Below are 18,903 nucleotides of genomic sequence, written 5' to 3'. Positions count from 1 at the left end.
GGCCAGGCGAAAAACAAAACACCCCCTATTGTAAAAAGCGGCCTGCTCAAGAACGAAAACAGGGAGAAAAACACATGGATGGCCCAGCCACGACCGGGCTCAAGAGCCTGCCGGCCGATGCGCGGCCGCGCGAAAAACTGCTCACACGCGGGCCGTCGGCGCTCAGCGACGCCGAACTGCTGGCCTTGCTGCTGCGCACCGGCATCAGTGGCAAACACGTGGTGCAGCTGGCGCAGGAACTGCTGGACCGCTTCGGTGGCGTGGGTGGCCTGTTGCACACCGGCGCGGAGGCGCTCAAGGTCGTGAAAGGGCTGGGGCCAGCCAAGCGCGCCGAGGTGGTGGCGGTGCTGGAGCTGGCACGGCGCGCGCTGGCGCAGGAGCTGCAGGTGCGCCCGCTGTTCGACAGCCCGAAAGCCGTTCGGGACTACCTGCAACTGCAGCTGGGCGCACGCACCCACGAAGTGTTCGCGGTGCTGTTCCTGGACAGCCAGAACAGGCTCATCGCCATGGAAGAGCTGTTTCGTGGCACGCTTTCTCAAACCAGTGTCTACCCCCGCGAAGTGGTGCTGCGCGCGCTGCACCACCATTGCGCGGCGGTGGTGCTGGCCCACAACCATCCCAGTGGAACAGCACAGCCATCGCGCGCCGACGAAACGCTCACCCAGACCTTGAAGGCTGCGCTGGCACTGGTCGATGTGCGCGTGCTGGACCATTTCATCGTCACGCGCGAGCAGGCGGCCTCCATGGCGGAATGTGGACTTATTTGATATGTGGAGTTGGCGGTGCGCCCTCATGGGTGAAGGCGCACCGCAGAACTGGCTGGCTCCACATATCGGTCTCACATCCGGCGCAGCCAGCCAACCAGATCGCTTCCATCGGGCTGGAACCGCCCCCCGCGTGGCGGGGTCAGTGCATCCGGGAACACTTGTGAAATGGCTTGGCGCTTGAGGTCGATGTCGGCGCGGGCGTAGCGCATCGTTGTGTTCAAGCCGGCATGTCCCAGCCACTGGCTGATCGTGGCGAAGTCCACGCCGGCCTTGAGCAGTGCGATCGCCGTGCTGTGCCGCAGCGAGTGCGGGTGGATGCTCTTGTCCCGCATGCTCGGAACTTCTTGTGACGCAGCAGCAACGTAGCGGCGCAGCAGGTAGCGAACGCCGAACCGCGTGAGCGGCCTGCCTCGGGCGTTGGTGAACAGCAGTGCGTCAGCAGGATCACCCTCTGGTACCGGCAGTTCGTCAATAAAGGCCCGCAGCAGTTTGACCGTCACGGGCCAGATCGGGCACAGCCGCACCTTGTTGCCCTTGCCGGTCAGGCGAATCTGAGGTGGCGAATCCAGACGCACGTCTCGCCGCCGCAAGTCCAGCGCCTCCTGCACCCGTGCCCCAGTGTTGAACATCAACGCGAACAGGACATAGTCGCGCCGCCCCAAAGCGCTGCTACGGTCGATGCTCTTCAACACCGCATCGATCTCGATGCGCTCCAGATACTCGACCGGCACCTCGCGCGCACCGCGCTTGTACGGCAGGGCGATCACGCGCTGCAGGGTACCCAATGCCTCCGGCCTGCGTGAGGCCAGGAAGCGGGCGAACACATGAATGGCCCCGAGCCTGGCGTTGCGTGTCGCGATGCTGTTGCCGCGATCGACCTCCAGGTGATTCAGGAAAGCGGCTACCCGTTCGGTCGTGAAGTCGGACACCTGCAGCCGTTCGATCGGGCGCTTGGCGTCGGCTGATGCGAACTGCAACAACAACAGCATGGCGTCACGGTGACTGCGCACGGTGTTAGGGCTCAGGCCTCGCTGGCCAGGCAGGAACTCTTCGAAGAAGCGCACCAGCTCACGCCCAAGATCGGTTGGTGTGGACGCTTTCATTCGACACCGCCTTCGATCATGCCGGCACACGATCGTTCGAAGCGAGCCGACGCGTGGGACACCACGGCCGGCATCCAGCGCAGGTAGTAGGCGGTAGAGACAATATTCACGTGCCCCATGTACAGCGCAAGCTTGGGCAAGTTGGACTGCACGTCGGCATCGGCTTCGTACCACCGTAGAAGCGCCGCCACGGCGAAGCTGTGGCGGAAGTCTTGCAAGCGCGGGACTTTGCCGGCGCTGTCATGGATGCCTGCGCGACGCAGCAGGGCTTTGAAGGTGCTGTACAGACCCGCGGCGGTGTAGGCGCGCAATGCGAGAGTACACAACAACGGGGCTCCAGGACGCTCGTCCAGACGAGCCTGACGCCGTACGGCCAGATAGCGCTGCAGTTCGGCATGCGCACTGATCGACAGGGGAACCCAACGGGACTTGTGGAACTTCGACTCTCGGATGCGAAGCACTCCGGCGCGCTCATCGACATCGCCCAGCGTCAGGCGGACGACCTCGCCGCGCCTTAGCCCAGCCGTGTACAGCAGCACGACGACCAAACGCATGACGTGCGCTCGCGCGAAGTATTGACTCCTCGGTGGCAGTTGCGACACGAAAGCGAGCAACTGAGCCACTTGCCCCGGTTCGATGATGATTGGCAGCGCGTGTGGCTTCTGACGGGTGAGCGAATCCCAGTCGGGCAGGAAGCAATCGGGATCGCTGCGCCGTCGGTACCGGTAGAACTTGTATACGGTGTGCTCGCGCACGACGCGTGTGCTCGAACTGAGATGCTGGAACTGCGCGCGCCAGCGCTCGAAGAGCGCGAGGTCAAGATCGGTGGCTCCCGCCTGAACCAAGAACCCGCGCACCTGGCACAGGATCACTTCTTCCTTACGGTATTCCCGGCCGATCGCGTGGCGGCTGGTCAGATAGGCCGTGACGGCGGCGTCCCAAGCGTCCATGCCAAGAGCGTCATGCATGGCGCTCTCCCCGGGAATGACCGATCTCAGGGATCTCGATGGCCACGCCGCGCAGCATGTCCGTATCCAGCCGCAGGTAGGCGCAGGTGCTCTCCAGGCTGTGGTGTCCGAGAACGTCGCCGATGGCCTTGACTCCCACGCCCTGAGTGAGCAGCCGCATGGCGAACGTGTGACGCAGCCGGTAGACGTTCTGCCCAGGCAGTTCCAGCTTGGCCAACCGCACGCGCTTCCTGAAGAGGTCACCGACGGCATAGTTCTCGATGGGACCACTCGGGCATCTCGCCCGCAAGAACAGCTCTGGATGTGTCGGACCTTGAGAGAGACGTTCGTGTGCAAGGTAACTGTGCAAGATGCGCAGCGTCTGCTTTGCCAGCGGAAGGAACAGGTCGCAACGGGTCTTGCGCTGCACCACATGCAGCACGCCCGTCTCCCAGTTGATGGAGTCAAGGCGCAGCGCCACAACTTCTGACGGTCGCAGTCCGTAGTGGACCATCAAGTGCAGGATGCAGTGATCGCGTCGGCCAGCCTTGCTGGCGAGATCAATGGATCGAAGCAGCACCTGGACCACCGACCAATCGAGCGCCTTCGGCGGCAACTCGCCGCGGTAGGTTCGGGGAGTCTCGATGGCGTCAAGCGGTCGGCCGATCTCACCGTGATCGTGGCAGAACCGCAGGAAGCTGCGCAGATGCGCGACCACATGCTGCAGCGAGTGACGCGACACCTCGCGACTGCGCAAAGCGACGTACCGTTCGATATCAACCAGCGTCAACGTGTTCAGGTCCTGGTCTGGTCCGACACCGCGAGCCAGCAAGTCAGCCACCGTCCCGGCGTGCTGCCCGCGCGCCGAACGAGACAGCCCCCGTAGTTCCAGCAGCTCCCGCTGGTAGTCGCTACACAGCGTGGCGTAGCGACCCTCTTGTTCGTTCTTGAGCAGACGCCCGTGTGCGAGCAAGAACCGGGCGTAGACACGTTCGGTCCCACGGAACGCAGGCGGTCGGCTCGGCACCCCGCGGCCAACGGCATTGAATGCCGCGTGCAATTCATCTGCTTTACACGTGGGTCCTGGCAAGCGCGGCAGGACTTGTTCAAGCCGAAGCAGATGGCGCTGGATCACGAACGGCGTGTAGCGTTCGCTGCCAAGCCATGCCGAAAACGCTATCAACTCTGGTCCATTGACTGATCGAGCAAGAAGCGCACGCGTGTTGCTGGGAAGTTCGGTGGACATGTTGCCCCTCCGTACGTAGTGGATGGGCAACGAACGTTACGCGTGGCTTGCGCAATATGTGAAGTTCAGTGGCTTCGAAGCCAAAACGGAAGCCGCGAGGGCTCCCGCACTCCACATATCAAATAAGTCCACATTCGGCCATGTATGTGGAGCGCAACATACATGGCCGAGATGGGCATGGTTTGACCCCCGCTGCGCGACTTCCCCCCAGGGGGACCACACTTTTGGCCCGGCAAGGCGGACCTTCGGTGTGCGCTGGATAGATCACGCGCTCCGGATGCGGTAGCCTCCTGCGCCGCTTTGCGGCTACATCCAAAGGGGGGACGCACCACGTGGCCTGGCAAAGCCAGTTCCACGGGTGCCCTGCATGGGGCACGCGCTCCGACGAGGAAGCCCCCCAGCAGCACTTTGCCGCTTCGCCCGAGGGGACCCCGCCTCGGCCCTGCAAAGCCGGCTCCATCAGGCGGGTCACTCCTCCTGCGCGAGAATGGTTCACCATGAAACTGCGCTCACTTGCCGATCTCAAGACGCTGCACAAGGTGATCGCCCAGCGGGCTGCCGCCGAGGCGGCTGCACAAGAGGCGGAGCGCCTGCGGCAGGTGAGGCTGGACCGGGAGAAGCGCTTGTTCGAACTCGCGGTGGGCCCTGTGCAGCCGCTGGTCACTGCGCGGCGCGTGCATCACCCGCCCAGACCAGTGGACCCTTTGCCGCGCCAGCGCCAGCTGGACGAAGCGTCCGTGATGCGTGAGGCCCTCTCCGACGAGTTCGACGTGGAAACCCTGCTGCACACCGACGAAGCGCTGAGCTACCGCCGCCCTGGCCTGGGGCCCGACGTGGCGCGCAAGCTTCGCGAAGGGCACTGGAGCATCCAGCGACAGATTGACCTTCACGGCTTGCGCACGGATGAAGCGCGGGAAGCGCTGGGCCGGTTCGTTCGGGATTGCCATCAGAACGGTCTGCGCTGTGTGCGCGTGGTACACGGCAAGGGCCTGGGATCTCCAGGCCGCACCCCGGTGCTGAAGGGCCGGGTGCTGCGCTGGCTGGTGCAAAAAAAGGAAGTGATGGCCTTTGTGCAGGCACGGCCTGCAGACGGTGGTGCTGGCGCGCTGGTGGTGCTGTTGAAGTGATGCCTTAACAAGGAAACATGGCAACAACACCTGAAGCGAGCACATTCAGAAGCACTGCGGAATGGGCTTTGACAGGCAACTGGTGTCACACCCCTTTCAGGGGCGACGCCGAAGGCGGCGCGGGGAGTGCTTCTACAGCCTCGGGGTCAGCCGCATCTCGTGCTGCACGATCTGGATGTCGAAGCGAGAGAGAAAGCTCTGCCCCAGCAGGGCCTTGTCTTCGTCCAGCCCCACCAGGCCCACCGCCACCACCGCCGGCGCGGGGCCCAGGTGACCTGCCCGCACCGGCACGTTGCGCAGCATGCGCCCGGGCAAAGCGCCATTCGCTGTCTGGAGCGTGATGGCCTGGCCACCCGTCAGGCCGGCTTTTTGCGCCAGGGCTTCGCTGATCGCGACGCTGCTGGCCCCCGTGTCCACCAGAAACACCACGGCCAGCCCATTGACTTCGCCAGTCACCCGGAAGTGCCCGTCACGCCCACGCGGTATGAACAGCTCACCCTGATCGCCCGCATGGGCCACGTAGGCGGCCTGCTGGCGTTGCTCCACATAGGAGAAACCCAGGTAGAGCACACCCAGCATGACCCCCCAGAACACCAGAATGGCGAACGAACCGCGGCGGGTGGTGCGCGCCACGCTGTTGTCATGCTCGGGCGTTGACATTCAGGGGCTTCCAGGCGTGTTGCGCATCCAGTCGGCGGTCTGGAAAAAGCTGGTCCTGAGGCGTTCGCGCAACGCCGGGTCGACGCCGGTTTCTCCCATGGCCTGGTCCATGCAGGCCAGCCATTGGTCGCGCTCTGTGACGCCGATGGCAAACGGCATGTGGCGCATGCGCAGGCGCGGGTGGCCAAAGCGCTCCGTGTAGTGTTGCGGACCACCCAGCCAGCCGCAGAGAAACCAGAACAGCTTCTGCCGCGCATCGTCCAGTGTGCTGCCATGGGCCACGCGCAGTTCACGGTAGCGCGGCTCAATGTCCATCAGGTCGTAGAAACGGTCAACCAGCGCACGCACGCGATCTTCCCCGCCCATCCATTCGAAGGGGGTGGGGGGAGCGGCCGACAAAGCGGGATCCAGAGAATCTTCAGGTTTCATAAGAAGAAAACATCTGCGAGTGAAAGGTCCCATCCAGAGACGCCGCGAGGCCGGCTCCGCCGGATCGCTGGTGTCGCCCCCTGGGGGGTGACGCCGTAGGCGGCGCGGGGGGGGGGGACATCTCATACGGTCGCCCTTCGCAAGGTTTCCACCACCGGTGTGCGCAGCACGCTGCGCAAGCCCCACCACCCCGCCATCAAGGCCAGCACGGCGCCGGCAAGACTGCCGGCAATGGGCACCAGGGGTGAAGCCGTCCACGCGAACTGGAACGCGTAACGCGCCAGCGCCCACCCGACGATAACCGCCACCACGGACGCCAGAAAACCAGCGAGCAGCCCCACGCCGAGCAACTCAATGCGTTGCACCTGACGCAGCAGGCCGGAACTGGCACCCACCGCCCGAAGAATCGCGAACTCGCGTTCACGTTCTCCCCGGGTCGCGGTGATGGCCGAGAGCAGCACCACCAGACCCGCCGCCAGGGTGAAGGCAAACAGAAACTCGATGGCACTGATGACCTGCCCCAGCACCCGCTGGACCTGGGCAATGGTCTGGCTCATGTCCACATTGGTGATGTTGGGGTAGTCGCGTACCAGGGCGTTGTCGAACTGGGCGTTGTCCTTCGGCGCCTGGAAGGCGCTGATGTAGGTCACGGGCACGTCGGGCACCACGGCCTGCGGAAACACGACGAAGAAATTTACCCGCATGGAGCCCCAGTCGACCTTGCGCAGGCTGGTGATGCGACCCTCGGTGACCTGACCGGCGATATCGAAGCCCAGGCGATCGCCAAGTTTGAGACCCAGTTGCTCGGCCAGGCCCTCTTCCACGCTCAGGGCATCGGCCTCGTCGTCGGTCCAGCGGCCTTGCACCACCGGGTTGTGCGGCGGCAGCGTGGCGGTGTTGGAAAGGTTGAACTCCCGGTCCACCAGGCGCTGGGCGCGGTCTTCTGCAAAGTCTTCGGGCCGCACGGTGCGTCCGTTGATGGTGACCAGCCGGCCTCGGATCATCGGGTACCAGTCGTAGCCTTCCACACCGGCCTCGCGCAGGGTTTTCTGGAACGCGTCGGCTTGCTCGGGCTGCACGTTGATCACGAAGCGATTCGGTGCATCGGGGGGGGTGGCGTTGCGCCAGCTGGCGATCAAATCGGTGCGCAGCAGCACCAGCAGCACCAGCGCCAGCAGTCCCACGGACAGCGCGCTGATCTGCACGACCGCGTAAGCGGGGCGGGCAGAAAGTTGCCGTGTGGCCATGACGAGCGCACGTGGCGCGGTGGCCTCGTTGACGCTGGCGCGCAGCAAGCGAACCGCAATGTAGCTGACGCCAGCAAACAACAATACAGCCACAGCGAAACCACCCACGGCAATGGCTCCCAGCAGAAGGTCGCGGCTGGCAGCCAGCAGCAGCGCGGCAAAGCCTGCGATGCCCAGCCCCAGCACACCCAGCGTGGCGGGCTTGAGCTGGCCCACGTCGCGGCGGATCACTCTCAGGGGTGGCACCTGGGCCAGCTGCAGGACAGGTGGCAGGCCAAAGGCCATCATCAAGGTGAGCCCCATGCCCAGGCCCAGCAGCACCGGTACGATACCAGGCGCTGGCAAGGAAGCCTCCACAAGACCTGCCAGCAGCACCACGAACACATGGTGCACCGCGTAGCCCACCGCGACGCCGGCTGCGCTGGCACCGAGGCCTACCAGCGCGAACTCCAGCGTGTAGGCGCGCGCCATGGTGCCTTGCGAAAGGCCCAGTACACGCAGCATCGCACAGTCGTCCAGGTGGCGCTGGGCGAACCCGCGCGCCGCGATGGCCACCGCCACCGCACACAGCAAGGCCGCCAGCAGAGCCACAAGATTGAGGAATTTCTCTGCCCGCTCCAGGGTTTGCTGCATTTCAGGCCTGCCGCCTTCAAGCGACTCCAGCCGGATGCCGCGAACGCCGGGTTTGTTCACCTCGGCGTCTGCCCAACGCGCGAACTCGGCCACCGGCGCATCAGCACCAGCCACGGCAAGTCGGTAGTTGAGGCGGCTGGCCGGCTGCACCAGACCGGTAGCGGCCAGGTCGGCGTCGTTGATCATCACGCGAGGAGCGAAACTCATGAAGCCGGCACCCCGATCGGGCTCGACCACGATCACCTTGGCGATTTCGAAGCTGGTATCACCCAGCAGCAGCGGTTGACCCACCTGCAGGTTCAGTTGAATCAGCAAGGCTGCGTCCACCCAGGCGGTACCAGGGGCCGGAATCTCGCTCGTGGGTTCGTCGACCGCGCCGGGAGAGCTCGCGACGCGCACGGTGCCACGCAGCGGGTACCCCTGTCCCACGGCTTTGAGCGCCACCAGACGGGCGGATCCGCCCTGCTCGTCCGGCGCGCGGCCCATGGTGGGAAAACCCATGGTCTGCGCACTCTGCAAGCCCAGTTCACGGGCTTTTTCCTGAAACGCAGGCGAAGGCACGTTGTCGCTGCTGAGCACCACATCGCCACCAATCAGGGCACGGGCATCGCGCGCCAGACCGTTTTGCAGTCGGTCGGCAAAAAATCCCACCGCAGTGAGCGCTGCCACCGCCAGCGTGACGGCCAGCACCAGCAAACGCAATTCGCCCGCTCGCCAGTCGCGCACCAGCGAAGACCAGCCCAGGGTCCAGAAGCGAATGGGAAGCGATTTGGCGGTTGTCCTCATCCAGCTACCTTATCGCATTCGCAAAGGCCACATGGAGGAGGAATGCATGGCTCACCGGGAAACGGCGAAGCGATTGGCGGATAACGGGCTGGTCTGACGTTCACGGCGCCCCCTCCCCCAGAGAGAGAGGGGATGAAGGAGCAGACACCGCTTCCAGCGCGAATGCCCCACTCCAGAGATACCGTCGGGCCGGCTTTGCCGGACGGCAGGTATCGGCCCCTTGGTGGGATGCGGTTACACGAAGTGAGCAAGCAACGGGGGTGGACCTATTTGGTTCCAAAGATGCGGTCACCCGCATCGCCCAGCCCGGGCACGATATACCCGTGTTCGTTCAAGCCCCGGTCCACCGCTGGCGTGTAAATGGGCACATCCGGATGGTGGTCGTGGAAGTTCTTGATGCCTTCCGGGCAGGCCACGAGACAGACAAAACGCAATGACCGGGGTTGCGTCTGCTTGAGGCGGTCCACCGCGGCCACAGCCGAATTGCCGGTGGCCAGCATGGGATCCAGCACGATCACGTCCCGCTCGGCCATGTCCTGCGGCATCTTGAAATAGTACTCCACCGCCTTCAGCGTGATGGGATCGCGGTAAAGACCAATGTGTCCCACGCGGGCCGCAGGCAGCACCTGCAACATACCGTCAAGGAAGCCATTGCCGGCTCGCAGGATGGACGCCAGCACGACTTTCTTTCCATCAATGATGCGCGAGGTCATCTTCTCCAACGGGGTTTCGATCTCGATCTCCTGCATCGGCATTTCCCGCGTGAGTTCGTAGGCCAGCAGGATGCTGACTTCATGCGCCAGCTCCCGGAAACTCTTGGTGCTGGTCTCCTTGCGGCGCATCAGCGTGAGTTTGTGCTGGACGAGGGGGTGATCGATGACATGAACGGCTCGGCTCATCGGCTGCTTTCAATAGGGCGGGAATGAAGTCGACCCCGTGGTGGTGCGGCAACGCTGCAAGTCTCCCAACCGCTGCCCCCGGCCCACGGACAAGGATGCCCCGGAGTTTATGTCCGATCCCGCGATGCGCGGTCGGGCGCTCAGGCGGACAAGGCCTTGGACTCGCCAGCCGAAACCACAGGAGCTTCAGGCGGCATGGCATCCAGCACCAGCCGCTGGGCGTTCGCGTAGCAGAGAAAACGCTTGTTGGTGGCCCGCCCGATGGCACACAACCCCACACGCTGCGCGACCTCAAGACCCATCTGCGTGATGCCGCTGCGCGAAACCACCACTGCCACGCCCATCTGTGCCGATTTGATGACCATCTCGCTGGTGAGCCGACCGGTGGTGTAAAAAACCTTCTTGAGATGGGAAGGATCAGCCACCTGCGAAGGCAGCATCCCGTGCGCCTGGTGAGGCCCGGAAGCTTCATCCAGTGCCATCCAGCCCGCAATCGTATCAACCGCATTGTGGCGCCCCACATCCTCCACAAACAAGCTCAGCGCGCTCCCGGCGAACAAGGCGCAGGCATGGACCGATCCCGCCGACTTGTACGTGCTCTCCTTGAGCCTGATCGCGTTGACGATCTCGTACAGCTCCGATTGCCGCAGCACGGACGCTTCCGGCAGGCGAATCTGATCGATCTCGTCCATGAGGTTGCCAAACACGCTGCCCTGCCCGCAGCCAGTGGTCACCACGCGTTTGGCCGTGCGCTCCTCAATGCGGTCGATGCCGTGACGGGTCTTGACGGAGGCGGCGCCCACGTCCCAGTCGACCGTCACGGACTCGATTTCGTCGATGGACCTCACCAGTCGCTGGTTGAGCAGATACCCCAGCACCAGCCATTCGGGGTGGGCGCCCAGTGTCATCAGGGTCACCAGCTCGCGCTTGTCCACGTAAACCGTGAGATCACGTTCGGCAGGGATGAAGATCGACTCGCGCTCCCCGTGCTGGTTCATGACCTCGACTTCTCGGGTCAGCGGCGCTCGAGCCTGGGTGAGGTGGGGCATGGACATGGAAGCAGACTACAACAGAATCGATGACAACAAAGTCAAAGGGCCGGCACCCGGGGGTGCGGCCCTTTCACATGCCGACAAAACGAAGATGGCTGGCGATTTGGCCGATCACTTGCCGGTGGGCACTGCCTCGGGCGCCTTGCCGCTGGGCGGGCTGACCGCCATGGTCGATGGCGAGTGGGCACCCGCCGCTTCAACCGGCTTGGCCACGGCGGTGGCAGCGGCTGCCACATAGGTGAACGGCCCGGGATCGGCGCAGGCGGGCAATGCCGCCGCCGGCTGTACGGGCTTGCCCGTTGCGGCTGCCGTCTTGAAGTAATGGCTGGCCGCCCGGTCCATGTACACACACAACTTGTAGCTTTCAACCTTGGCAGCCCAGGCGGTCCGGGCCTTGGCTTCTTCGGCCTTGGCTTTGGCCTCGTCGGTCAACACAGGGGCGGGCAGCTTGGCAAACACAGACGTGGCCAGCAGCATCGAGAGGCAGAGAAGACTGCGTTTCATGGGATTCCTTGTCTCAGGAAAGACGGTGATCGGTCAGGCTGCGCGAGGTGCATCGCTGGCAGACGTTCCGGCGGGCGTGCGTTGAGCAGGGATCTTGCCGGCCTTGATGTCGTCGTACCAGAGTTCGTGGTGTTCCTTGGCCCAGGTTTCGTCCACATAGCCGGTTTTCATGGCGCCGTACGCGCCACGCATGCCCAGTGTGCCCATGTAGATATGGCCAATGAACATGGCCATCATCAGCGCCGCCGCGCTCGCGTGGATCATGTGAGCCACCTGCATGTTGGCTCGCGTGTATTCCACCGCTGGCACGATCATGTCGAGGAACACGCCGGACCCAGCCACCAGGGCTCCCATCAAGAACACGCCAACCCAGAACAGCACCTTCTCACCGGCATTGAAGCGGTGGGAAGGGACTTCCTGTCCGCCAAACAGCCCACCACCCTTCAGGAGCCAGGTAATGTCTTCCTTGGCGGGCAGGTTGTCGCGCACGAACACCAGGAACACCACGATCAGGGAAACCACAAAAAGCGGCCCGACGAAGTTGTGAACGTTCTTGAGCGCGTAAGCGAACCAGCCAAAGAGCATGCTCCCCATGATGGGCAACAGGAAGAACTTGCCGAAAGCCATGACGATGCCCGAGATGGCCAGGGTGACAAATGCAATGGCGTTGACCCAGTGCGCCGCACGCTCGAAGTAGGTGAAGCGTTCGATCTTGCGTCCGGTTTCCTTGCCATGCAGCTCGATGGTGCCCTTGGTGAAATAAAACAGGGCAACAGCCACCAGCGCAATCAGCAGCAACGAGCCGCCGTAGGGAATGATCCAGTCGTTGCGCACCTGGCGCCACGCTTCACCGGCTGTGGTGTAGCGCGAGCCAGGGTACTGCACGAAGCCCTGGATCATGTTGCCGGCTTCAGGGTAAGGCAGGCTGGTGAAGCCAGTCACACCCTTGCCCACATCGCGCCACATGGGCGCATTGTTCCCAGGCTGCACCTGCCCGCGTTGCGCATTCGTCTGGTTGGCGTAATTGGGATCGGTGCTTGCGTCGGGCGCGATCTCGAAGATGTTGGCACTGCGTATGCCGCCCTGCTGCGCCGGTGCAGCGGTGGCTGCTGGCGGTGCGGGATCGTCCTGAGCGGGCTCGACCTGAAGCGCCTGAGCGCTCGCCAGACCCATGCTCAGCCCAAAAAAGGCGGCCGTCCAGAAGGCAGGCGCAGTGAACCGGCGCAGACCAGTGATCAAAAGCTTGTGCATAAAGCGTTCCTGGTCAGTTGCTCATGCGGGTGTAGTCGTTTTGCCCGTACTGTGCACGGGCTTTCAACTGCTGCTCCCAACTGCTGCGATCACCGGGCTTCCAGCCGTCTTGTGCGTACTGGCTGCTGCCCACACCCTGGTAAGGCGCGTTGTCCTGCCTGACACCCTGGCCCGTGAGTTCCTGTGGCTGTTCACCACAGGCGGCCAGTGCCAGGGCAGAGATTGCCACGGCGGTCGAAAGGAAAAACCGTGAAAACTTCATGACTTGCCTCCTTGCGCGCTGCCGTAAGCGGTGCCCCAACCCCAGACTTCCGCGCCCTTGCCGCGCTGCAGCACGCGGGTGCGGAAGATGTCCGCCACCACATCGCCATCACCCGCGAGCAGGGCCTTGGTCGAGCACATTTCTGCGCAGGCTGGCAGCTTGCCTTCGGCAAGCCGGTTGCGACCGTATTTCTCGAACTCCGACTGACTGCCGTGCGCTTCAGGACCGCCTGCGCAGAAGGTGCACTTGTCCATCTTGCCGCGCACACCAAAGGTGCCCTGCGAAGGGAATTGGGGCGCACCAAACGGACAGGCGTAAGAGCAGTAGCCGCAGCCAATGCAGACGTCCTTGTCGTGCAGCACCACACCTTCTTCGGTGCGGTAGAAGCAGTTCACCGGGCACACCGCCATGCAGGGTGCATCACTGCAGTGCATGCAAGCCACGGAAATCGACTTTTCGCCGGGAACACCATCGTTGAGCGTGACCACGCGGCGGCGGTTCACGCCCCATGGCACCTCGTGTTCGTTCTTGCAGGCCGTCACACAACCGTTGCATTCGATGCAGCGCTCTGCATCACAGATGAATTTCATTCTTGCCATATCAGTCTCCAGTCAATCGTTGGTTTTCCCGCCGGGCCGCCCCAAGGGAAAACGCGCCCCCTCGGGGGGCAGCGCATTACACGAAGTGAAAAGCGTTGGGGTCATGCTCATGCCTTGGCAACGTTGCAGACCGTGGTCTTGGTTTCCTGCATCATGGTCACGATGTCGTAACCATAGGTGGTGGCGGTGTTGACGGCTTCGCCACGCACCACCGGCATCGCTCCATCGGGGTAGTAGGGCTTCATGTCTTCACCCTGCCAGCGTCCCGAGAAGTGGAACGGCAGGAACACGGTGTCCGGACCCACGCGCTCGGTCACCAGCGCCTGCACATTCAGGCGTGCACCGGTGGGTGAACTGACCCAGACGCGCTCTCCATTGCGAATGCCGCGCTCGGCCGCCGTGGCGGGGTTGATTTCCACAAACATCTCCTGCTGCAGTTCGGCCAGCCAGGGGTTGGATCGGGTTTCCTCGCCACCACCCTCGTACTCGACCAGACGGCCGGAGGTCATGATCAGCGGGAATTTTTCGTGCACCTTGTCGTCCACATTCTTCTGCTGCAGCGACTTGTAGAGCACGGGCATGCGCCACCGGGTCTTCTGGTCGTCGTGGCTGGGGTATTTCGCCACCAGATCGGGGCGGATGCCGTAGATCGGCTCGCGGTGCTGTGGAATGCCGTCGGGGAAATTCCAGACGATGGCACGCGCCTTGGCGTTGCCGAACGGATGGCAACCGTGGGCCATGGCCACCCGGATGATGGCACCCGTCGGATCGGTTTTCCAGTTCTTGCCCTCTGCTGCGGTCTTCTCCGCCTCGCTGAGATCGTTCCACCAGCCCAGCTTCTTCAGGAGGACGTGGTCGAACTCGGGGTAGCCGGTGGTGATCTCGGCGCCCACGGAATGCGAGCCGTCTTCGGCCAGCAGACTCACACCTTCGCGCTCCACGCCGAAGTTGGCGCGGAAGTTGCCGCCACCTTCCATGACGTGCTTGGAGGTGTCGTACAGGTTGGGTGAGCCTGGGTGCTTGATCTCAGGCGTGCCATAACACGGCCAGGGCAGACCGAAGTAGTCACCGGTCATGTCGTAGCCGGTCTCCTTGTCCACCACGGTGCCCTTGCACTTGAGACTCTTGATGTCGAAGGCGGCCATGTTGCGCATGTGTGCCTTCAGGCGCTCCGGACTCTGGCCGGTGTAGCCAATGGTCCAGACCGACTTGTTGATTTCGCGCAGGATGTCCTCCACCGAGGGTTCATCCATGCCCTTGACCTTTTCCATCTTGTAGTTCTTGGACAGCTCGTTGGCGAAACCGAGCTTTTCAGCGAACTGGTGCATGATCATGTGATCGCTGCGACTTTCCCACAGCGGCTCGATCACCTGCTCGCGCCACTGAAGCGAACGGTTGGAGGCTGTGCAAGAACCACGGGTCTCGAACTGCGTGGCCGCCGGCAGCAGGTACACCGCGCGGTTGGGATTCTGGTCTTCCGGCTTGCCTGGCATGGCCGCCATGGAGGCCGTAGCTGATGGGTATGGGTCCACCACCACCAGCAGATCCAGCTTGTCCATGGCCCGCTTCATCTCCAGACCGCGTGTCTGTGAGTTGGGTGCATGACCCCAGAAGAACACGCCGCGCAGGTTCGGCCCCTGGTCGATCAGCTCATTGTTTTCCAGCACACCGTCGATCCATCGCGACACAGTGATGCCGGGCTTTTCCATCATGCCTTCGGCATACTGGGCCTTGATCCAGTCGTAGTCCACGCCCCAGGTGTTGGCAAAGTGTTTCCAGGAGCCGGCGGCCAGGCCGTAGTAACCTGGCAACGAGTCGGGGTTCGGGCCAACATCGGTGGCGCCCTGAACGTTGTCGTGGCCACGGAAGATATTGGTGCCGCCGCCGCTCTTGCCAACGTTGCCCAGTGCGAGCTGGAGAATGCAGGTCGCACGAACCATGGCGTTGCCAATCGTGTGCTGGGTCTGGCCCATGCACCACACGATGGTGGCGGGCTTGGCCTCGGCCAGCATCTTGGCCACCTTGAACATCTGCTCTTCACCCACACCGCAGGCTTCTTCCACCGCTTCAGGGGTCCACTTGGCCATCACGTCGGCCTTGACAGCTTCCATGCCATAGACGCGGTCATTGACGTACTGCTTGTCTTCCCAGCCGTTCTTGAAGATGTGGTGCAACAGGCCGAACAGGAACGGGATGTCGGTCCCGGATCGGATGCGAACAAACTCGTCAGCCTTGGCTGCCGTGCGGGTGAAACGCGGGTCCACCACGATCATCTTGCAGCCGTTTTCCTTGGCGTGCAGCATGTGCAGCAGCGACACTGGGTGGGCTTCTGCCGCGTTGGAACCGATGTACAACGCGCACTTGCTGTTCTGCATGTCGTTGTACGAGTTGGTCATGGCACCATAACCCCAGGTGTTCGCCACGCCAGCCACCGTGGTGGAGTGGCAGATGCGGGCCTGGTGGTCGCAGTTGTTGGTGCCCCAGAAGCTCACGAACTTGCGCAGCAGGTAGGCCTGCTCGTTGTTGTGCTTCGAAGATCCGATGAAATACACCGAGTCGGGGCCGCTGGCCTCCTTCAGTTCTTTCATCTTGGCCGTGATTTCGTTGAGCGCCACATCCCAGCTGATGCGCTGGTACTTGCCGTTCACCAGCTTCATTGGGTAGCGCAGACGGTATTCGCCGTGGCCGTGTTCGCGCAAGGCCGCACCTTTGGCGCAGTGAGCGCCCAGGTTGATGGGTGAATCGAACACCGGTTCCTGGCGCACCCAGACACCGTTCTCGACGATTGCGTCGGTGGCGCAGCCGACCGAGCAATGGGTGCAGATGGTGCGCTTGACTTCGATCTTGCCGGTGCCGTCAATGGAGCCGCCTGTGGCCGCCTTGGCTTTTTTCACCAGTGTGAGCTGGGTGGCTGCCAAGCCCACGCCGACCCCCAGACCGGAGCGGCGCAGAAATGCCCGGCGGTCCATGGTGGGCAGGGCAGACGCTAGTCCGCGCTGCAGGTTGTGCACGAAGCTGGAATGTGAACGCGAGCCGTGCCCGCCTGTGGATGATGTCTTTTTGGTCAGCAACATTGTTTTGCCTCCGGAGGGACTGCCGAATCAGGTGCGAAGTGCACCGGCCTTGGCAAGAAACTGGGTGATCGTGGAGTATCGGAAAGCGGGGTCAGGGGACTCAGATGCGGGTGGTCTGGTAATAGTGCTTGACGTGTTCGCTCAGGCTGTAACCACCGCCCCGGGTGGGCGCAGGCCTGGATGCGGCCGCGCTGGGGGCATCGGCCTGCACACGGGGCAGCACGACCGCCGCGGCTGCCACGGCACCCACCGTGCCGGCTCCGGCAAACAAGGTTCGGCGGTTCAGGCGGGACGTGGCATCGCCGGCAGCTGGGAGGGGGGACTTGCTCATGCGGTTCTCCTGGTTGATCGAGCACGCACATCCACGTGCGTGTTTCTTGCATACGTGGAATCTAACCCCGTGATCAAACCCGTGCAAGCGACCTTTCCCGCTGTGCCGGCGAGTTGTCGGGCAGCACGACAGCGCCGGCTCATGCGGCACTGCAACATCGGCAACTGCTCCGGATTTGATAGCCAGAAGCGTGCCAGGTGTGAAGGAGCAGATGACAGTCCGGCGGCAGGCTTCGCACACGCCACACCATCACTCGTTTGTCTTTACCCGAAGCGCCAACGCACCCGTGTAGCCTCTCGGGTTAACCCTGAGATCTTTGGGCAAGGGTTTGCGCGCTTCCGTCAAATTGGCCAATCGGGTTGCGACAATTTGTCGCAACCCGTGCCGGTGATCTGGCGTTGGAACGCCCTTGGATGGCGTCGGATTTGCGCCAATACCCTACTGATTTTGTAGGCTACATCCGTAGAATGCCGCCGGGTGGAAACCACTCTTCTCTCTTCTGTCCCTGAAAAAACTCTCGAAGGCTGGCCGGACTGGTCGATCCTGATCGTCGACGACGAGCAGGGCATGCTGAATTTCCTGGTCAAGACCCTGGCACCCCGCTGTCATTTCGTGATGAGCGCCAGCAGCGCAGAGGACGGCGCCGACTGGTTGCGCGGGCACCATGTCGACCTCGTGATCCTGGACATTTCGTTGCCTGGCAAAAGCGGGGTCGTGTGGCTGAAGGAGTTGCGTGAGCAGGGGTTCACCGGCGAGGTGATCCTGATCACCGCCTTTGCCGATCTCGATACCGCCATTGAAGCCTTGCGCGCGGGGGCATCGGACTTCATCCTCAAGCCCTTCCGGGTGCCTCAGATCCTGAACGCGGTCAAACATTGCTACGAGCGCTCCCGGCTGCGCCGCGAGAATTTCGTGCTGCGACGGGCAGTGGCCAGTCCACCGGGCCTGAGCGAGACGCTGGTGGGGCAGTCCCCCGCGATCCAGCACATGCGTGCCTCGATGACGCGCATCGCGTCTGTCGACAGCACGGTGCTGCTGCAAGGCGAATCGGGCACCGGCAAGGAACTGGTGGCCCGCGCCCTGCACGCCCAGAGCAGCCGGGCCAGTGGCCCGTTCGTTCCAGTGAACTGTGCTTCGGTTTCTCCCGACCTGATTGAAAGCGAGCTGTTTGGCCACGCAAAAGGCGCGTTCACCGGTGCCACCCGCGCACGCGACGGGCTGTTTCACTACGCCCAGGGCGGCACCCTGTTCCTGGACGAGATTGCCGAATTGCCGTTGTCCATTCAGGCCACGTTGCTGCGCGCCATCGAAGACCTGAAGATCCGGCCCGTGGGCAGCGAACAGTTGGTACCGCTCAATCTCCGCATCATTGCTGCCACCAATCGCAGGCTCAGTGACGAGGTGGCCAGCGGGCGGTTCCGAAAGGACCTCTATTTCCGACTGCAGGTGGTTGAACTTCTGCTCCCACCCCTGCGTGAGCACAAAGAAGACATCGCTGAACTGGTGGCGCACTTCATGGCACAACTCGCTCCATCGCTCGGCATGGAGCCATTGCAGATCACAGAACAGGAAATGGGCTTTCTTTCGCAGTATGGCTGGCCGGGCAATGTGCGCGAGCTGCGCAACCTGGTCGAACGATCGCTGATACTGGGCACGCTGAACGTGTCAGCGCTGTACCCGGGCGGCACGGCTTCGGCCAGGGATTCACAGGAGCCATTGCCCACCGATCTGCATACCCTGGAAAAGCGACACATCCTGAACGTGCTGGAGTCGGTGCAGGGCGACAAGACCCGTGCGGCCCACTTGCTGGGCGTGTCCCGTCGCACGCTGGAACGGCGTGTGGCGGAGTGGAGTGGCGGATGATCCACCCCCGAGTCGCTTCGCGCCGCCGCCTCAGATGGGCGGCACTGGCCGACAGGAAAAGCCCGTCTGGCCAGAGCCTTCTCATGCGTCACGGGTCCCGCGCACTGCGATGAAGCAGCTGCC

At 63.2% G+C, this 18,903-nt stretch carries 17 protein-coding genes; 3 read left to right on the top strand and 14 right to left on the bottom strand.

The genetic code is table 11. The features are described from left to right. Positions 1-74: 74 nt before the first annotated feature. Positions 75-767, top strand: a complete 693-nt coding sequence (radC, locus tag Q7V46_RS11970) for a DNA repair protein RadC (protein WP_304913770.1) — start codon at positions 75-77, stop codon at positions 765-767. Positions 768-838: 71 nt separating this feature from the next. Here radC and Q7V46_RS11965 read toward each other — a convergent pair whose 3' ends face one another. The 3 genes from Q7V46_RS11965 to Q7V46_RS11955 are packed head-to-tail and all read right to left on the bottom strand — an operon-like array spanning position 839 to position 4,063. Next, positions 839-1,870, bottom strand: coding sequence for a tyrosine-type recombinase/integrase (locus tag Q7V46_RS11965; RefSeq protein ID WP_304913769.1), 1,032 nt, complete (start codon positions 1,868-1,870; stop codon positions 839-841). After that, complete coding sequence (locus Q7V46_RS11960; RefSeq protein WP_304913768.1) at positions 1,867-2,838, bottom strand: tyrosine-type recombinase/integrase; 972 nt, start codon at positions 2,836-2,838, stop codon at positions 1,867-1,869. Before Q7V46_RS11960 ends, Q7V46_RS11965 begins: the two co-directional genes overlap by 4 nt. After that, positions 2,831-4,063 carry a tyrosine-type recombinase/integrase gene (locus Q7V46_RS11955; RefSeq protein ID WP_304913767.1) on the bottom strand — a complete coding sequence of 411 codons (1,233 nt, stop codon included), beginning with the start codon at positions 4,061-4,063 and terminating at the stop codon, positions 2,831-2,833. Before Q7V46_RS11955 ends, Q7V46_RS11960 begins: the two co-directional genes overlap by 8 nt. A gap of 497 nt (positions 4,064-4,560) precedes the next feature. On the opposite strand from Q7V46_RS11955, the gene Q7V46_RS11950 reads away from it, so the two are divergent. After that, positions 4,561-5,190, top strand: coding sequence for a Smr/MutS family protein (locus Q7V46_RS11950; RefSeq protein WP_304913766.1), 630 nt, complete (start codon positions 4,561-4,563; stop codon positions 5,188-5,190). 132 nt (positions 5,191-5,322) lie between these two features. Here the strand turns inward: Q7V46_RS11950 and Q7V46_RS11945 are convergent, their stop codons facing one another. The 11 genes from Q7V46_RS11945 to Q7V46_RS11895 all read right to left on the bottom strand — a co-directional run bounded on the left by Q7V46_RS11945 (position 5,323) and on the right by Q7V46_RS11895 (position 16,917). Beyond that, a complete protein-coding gene (locus Q7V46_RS11945) occupies positions 5,323-5,850 on the bottom strand; it encodes a TIGR02281 family clan AA aspartic protease (protein WP_304913765.1) in 528 nt (175 codons plus the stop codon). Then, positions 5,851-6,279 carry a group II truncated hemoglobin gene (locus tag Q7V46_RS11940; protein ID WP_304913764.1) on the bottom strand — a complete coding sequence of 143 codons (429 nt, stop codon included), beginning with the start codon at positions 6,277-6,279 and terminating at the stop codon, positions 5,851-5,853. It abuts the gene before it with no gap. 122 nt (positions 6,280-6,401) lie between these two features. Then, the gene (locus tag Q7V46_RS11935) at positions 6,402-8,945 is read right to left on the bottom strand and encodes an ABC transporter permease (RefSeq protein ID WP_304913763.1); all 2,544 of its coding nucleotides are present in this window, start codon (positions 8,943-8,945) and stop codon (positions 6,402-6,404) included. A 266-nt stretch (positions 8,946-9,211) separates the two neighbouring features. Then, the gene (upp, locus tag Q7V46_RS11930) at positions 9,212-9,844 is read right to left on the bottom strand and encodes a uracil phosphoribosyltransferase (protein ID WP_304913762.1); all 633 of its coding nucleotides are present in this window, start codon (positions 9,842-9,844) and stop codon (positions 9,212-9,214) included. Between the two features lie 140 nt (positions 9,845-9,984). Beyond that, positions 9,985-10,899: a formate dehydrogenase accessory sulfurtransferase FdhD gene (locus tag Q7V46_RS11925; protein ID WP_304913761.1), complete on the bottom strand. Its 915-nt coding sequence runs from the start codon at positions 10,897-10,899 to the stop codon at positions 9,985-9,987. 108 nt (positions 10,900-11,007) lie between these two features. Then, a complete protein-coding gene (locus Q7V46_RS11920; protein ID WP_304913760.1) occupies positions 11,008-11,400 on the bottom strand; it encodes a hypothetical protein in 393 nt (130 codons plus the stop codon). Positions 11,401-11,433: 33 nt separating this feature from the next. Next, a complete protein-coding gene (locus tag Q7V46_RS11915; RefSeq protein WP_370690337.1) occupies positions 11,434-12,651 on the bottom strand; it encodes a formate dehydrogenase subunit gamma in 1,218 nt (405 codons plus the stop codon). A 13-nt stretch (positions 12,652-12,664) separates the two neighbouring features. Next, the gene (locus tag Q7V46_RS11910; RefSeq protein ID WP_304913759.1) at positions 12,665-12,913 is read right to left on the bottom strand and encodes a hypothetical protein; all 249 of its coding nucleotides are present in this window, start codon (positions 12,911-12,913) and stop codon (positions 12,665-12,667) included. Further along, positions 12,910-13,512, bottom strand: a complete 603-nt coding sequence (fdh3B, locus tag Q7V46_RS11905; protein WP_304913758.1) for a formate dehydrogenase FDH3 subunit beta — start codon at positions 13,510-13,512, stop codon at positions 12,910-12,912. Before fdh3B ends, Q7V46_RS11910 begins: the two co-directional genes overlap by 4 nt. 107 nt (positions 13,513-13,619) lie before the next feature. Further along, positions 13,620-16,586, bottom strand: coding sequence for a formate dehydrogenase subunit alpha (locus Q7V46_RS11900; protein ID WP_304913757.1), 2,967 nt, complete (start codon positions 16,584-16,586; stop codon positions 13,620-13,622). Between the two features lie 100 nt (positions 16,587-16,686). Continuing rightward, the gene (locus tag Q7V46_RS11895; RefSeq protein ID WP_304913756.1) at positions 16,687-16,917 is read right to left on the bottom strand and encodes a formate dehydrogenase; all 231 of its coding nucleotides are present in this window, start codon (positions 16,915-16,917) and stop codon (positions 16,687-16,689) included. Positions 16,918-17,394: 477 nt separating this feature from the next. Here Q7V46_RS11895 and Q7V46_RS11890 point away from each other — a divergent pair, with 477 nt between their 5' ends. Beyond that, positions 17,395-18,780, top strand: a complete 1,386-nt coding sequence (locus Q7V46_RS11890) for a sigma-54 dependent transcriptional regulator (protein ID WP_304913755.1) — start codon at positions 17,395-17,397, stop codon at positions 18,778-18,780. Positions 18,781-18,903: the final 123 nt, after the last annotated feature.

This window comes from Hydrogenophaga sp., from assembly GCF_030651625.1.
Lineage (GTDB): Bacteria > Pseudomonadota > Gammaproteobacteria > Burkholderiales > Burkholderiaceae_C > Hydrogenophaga.
This window is presented reverse-complemented; position numbering and strand designations above follow the sequence as displayed.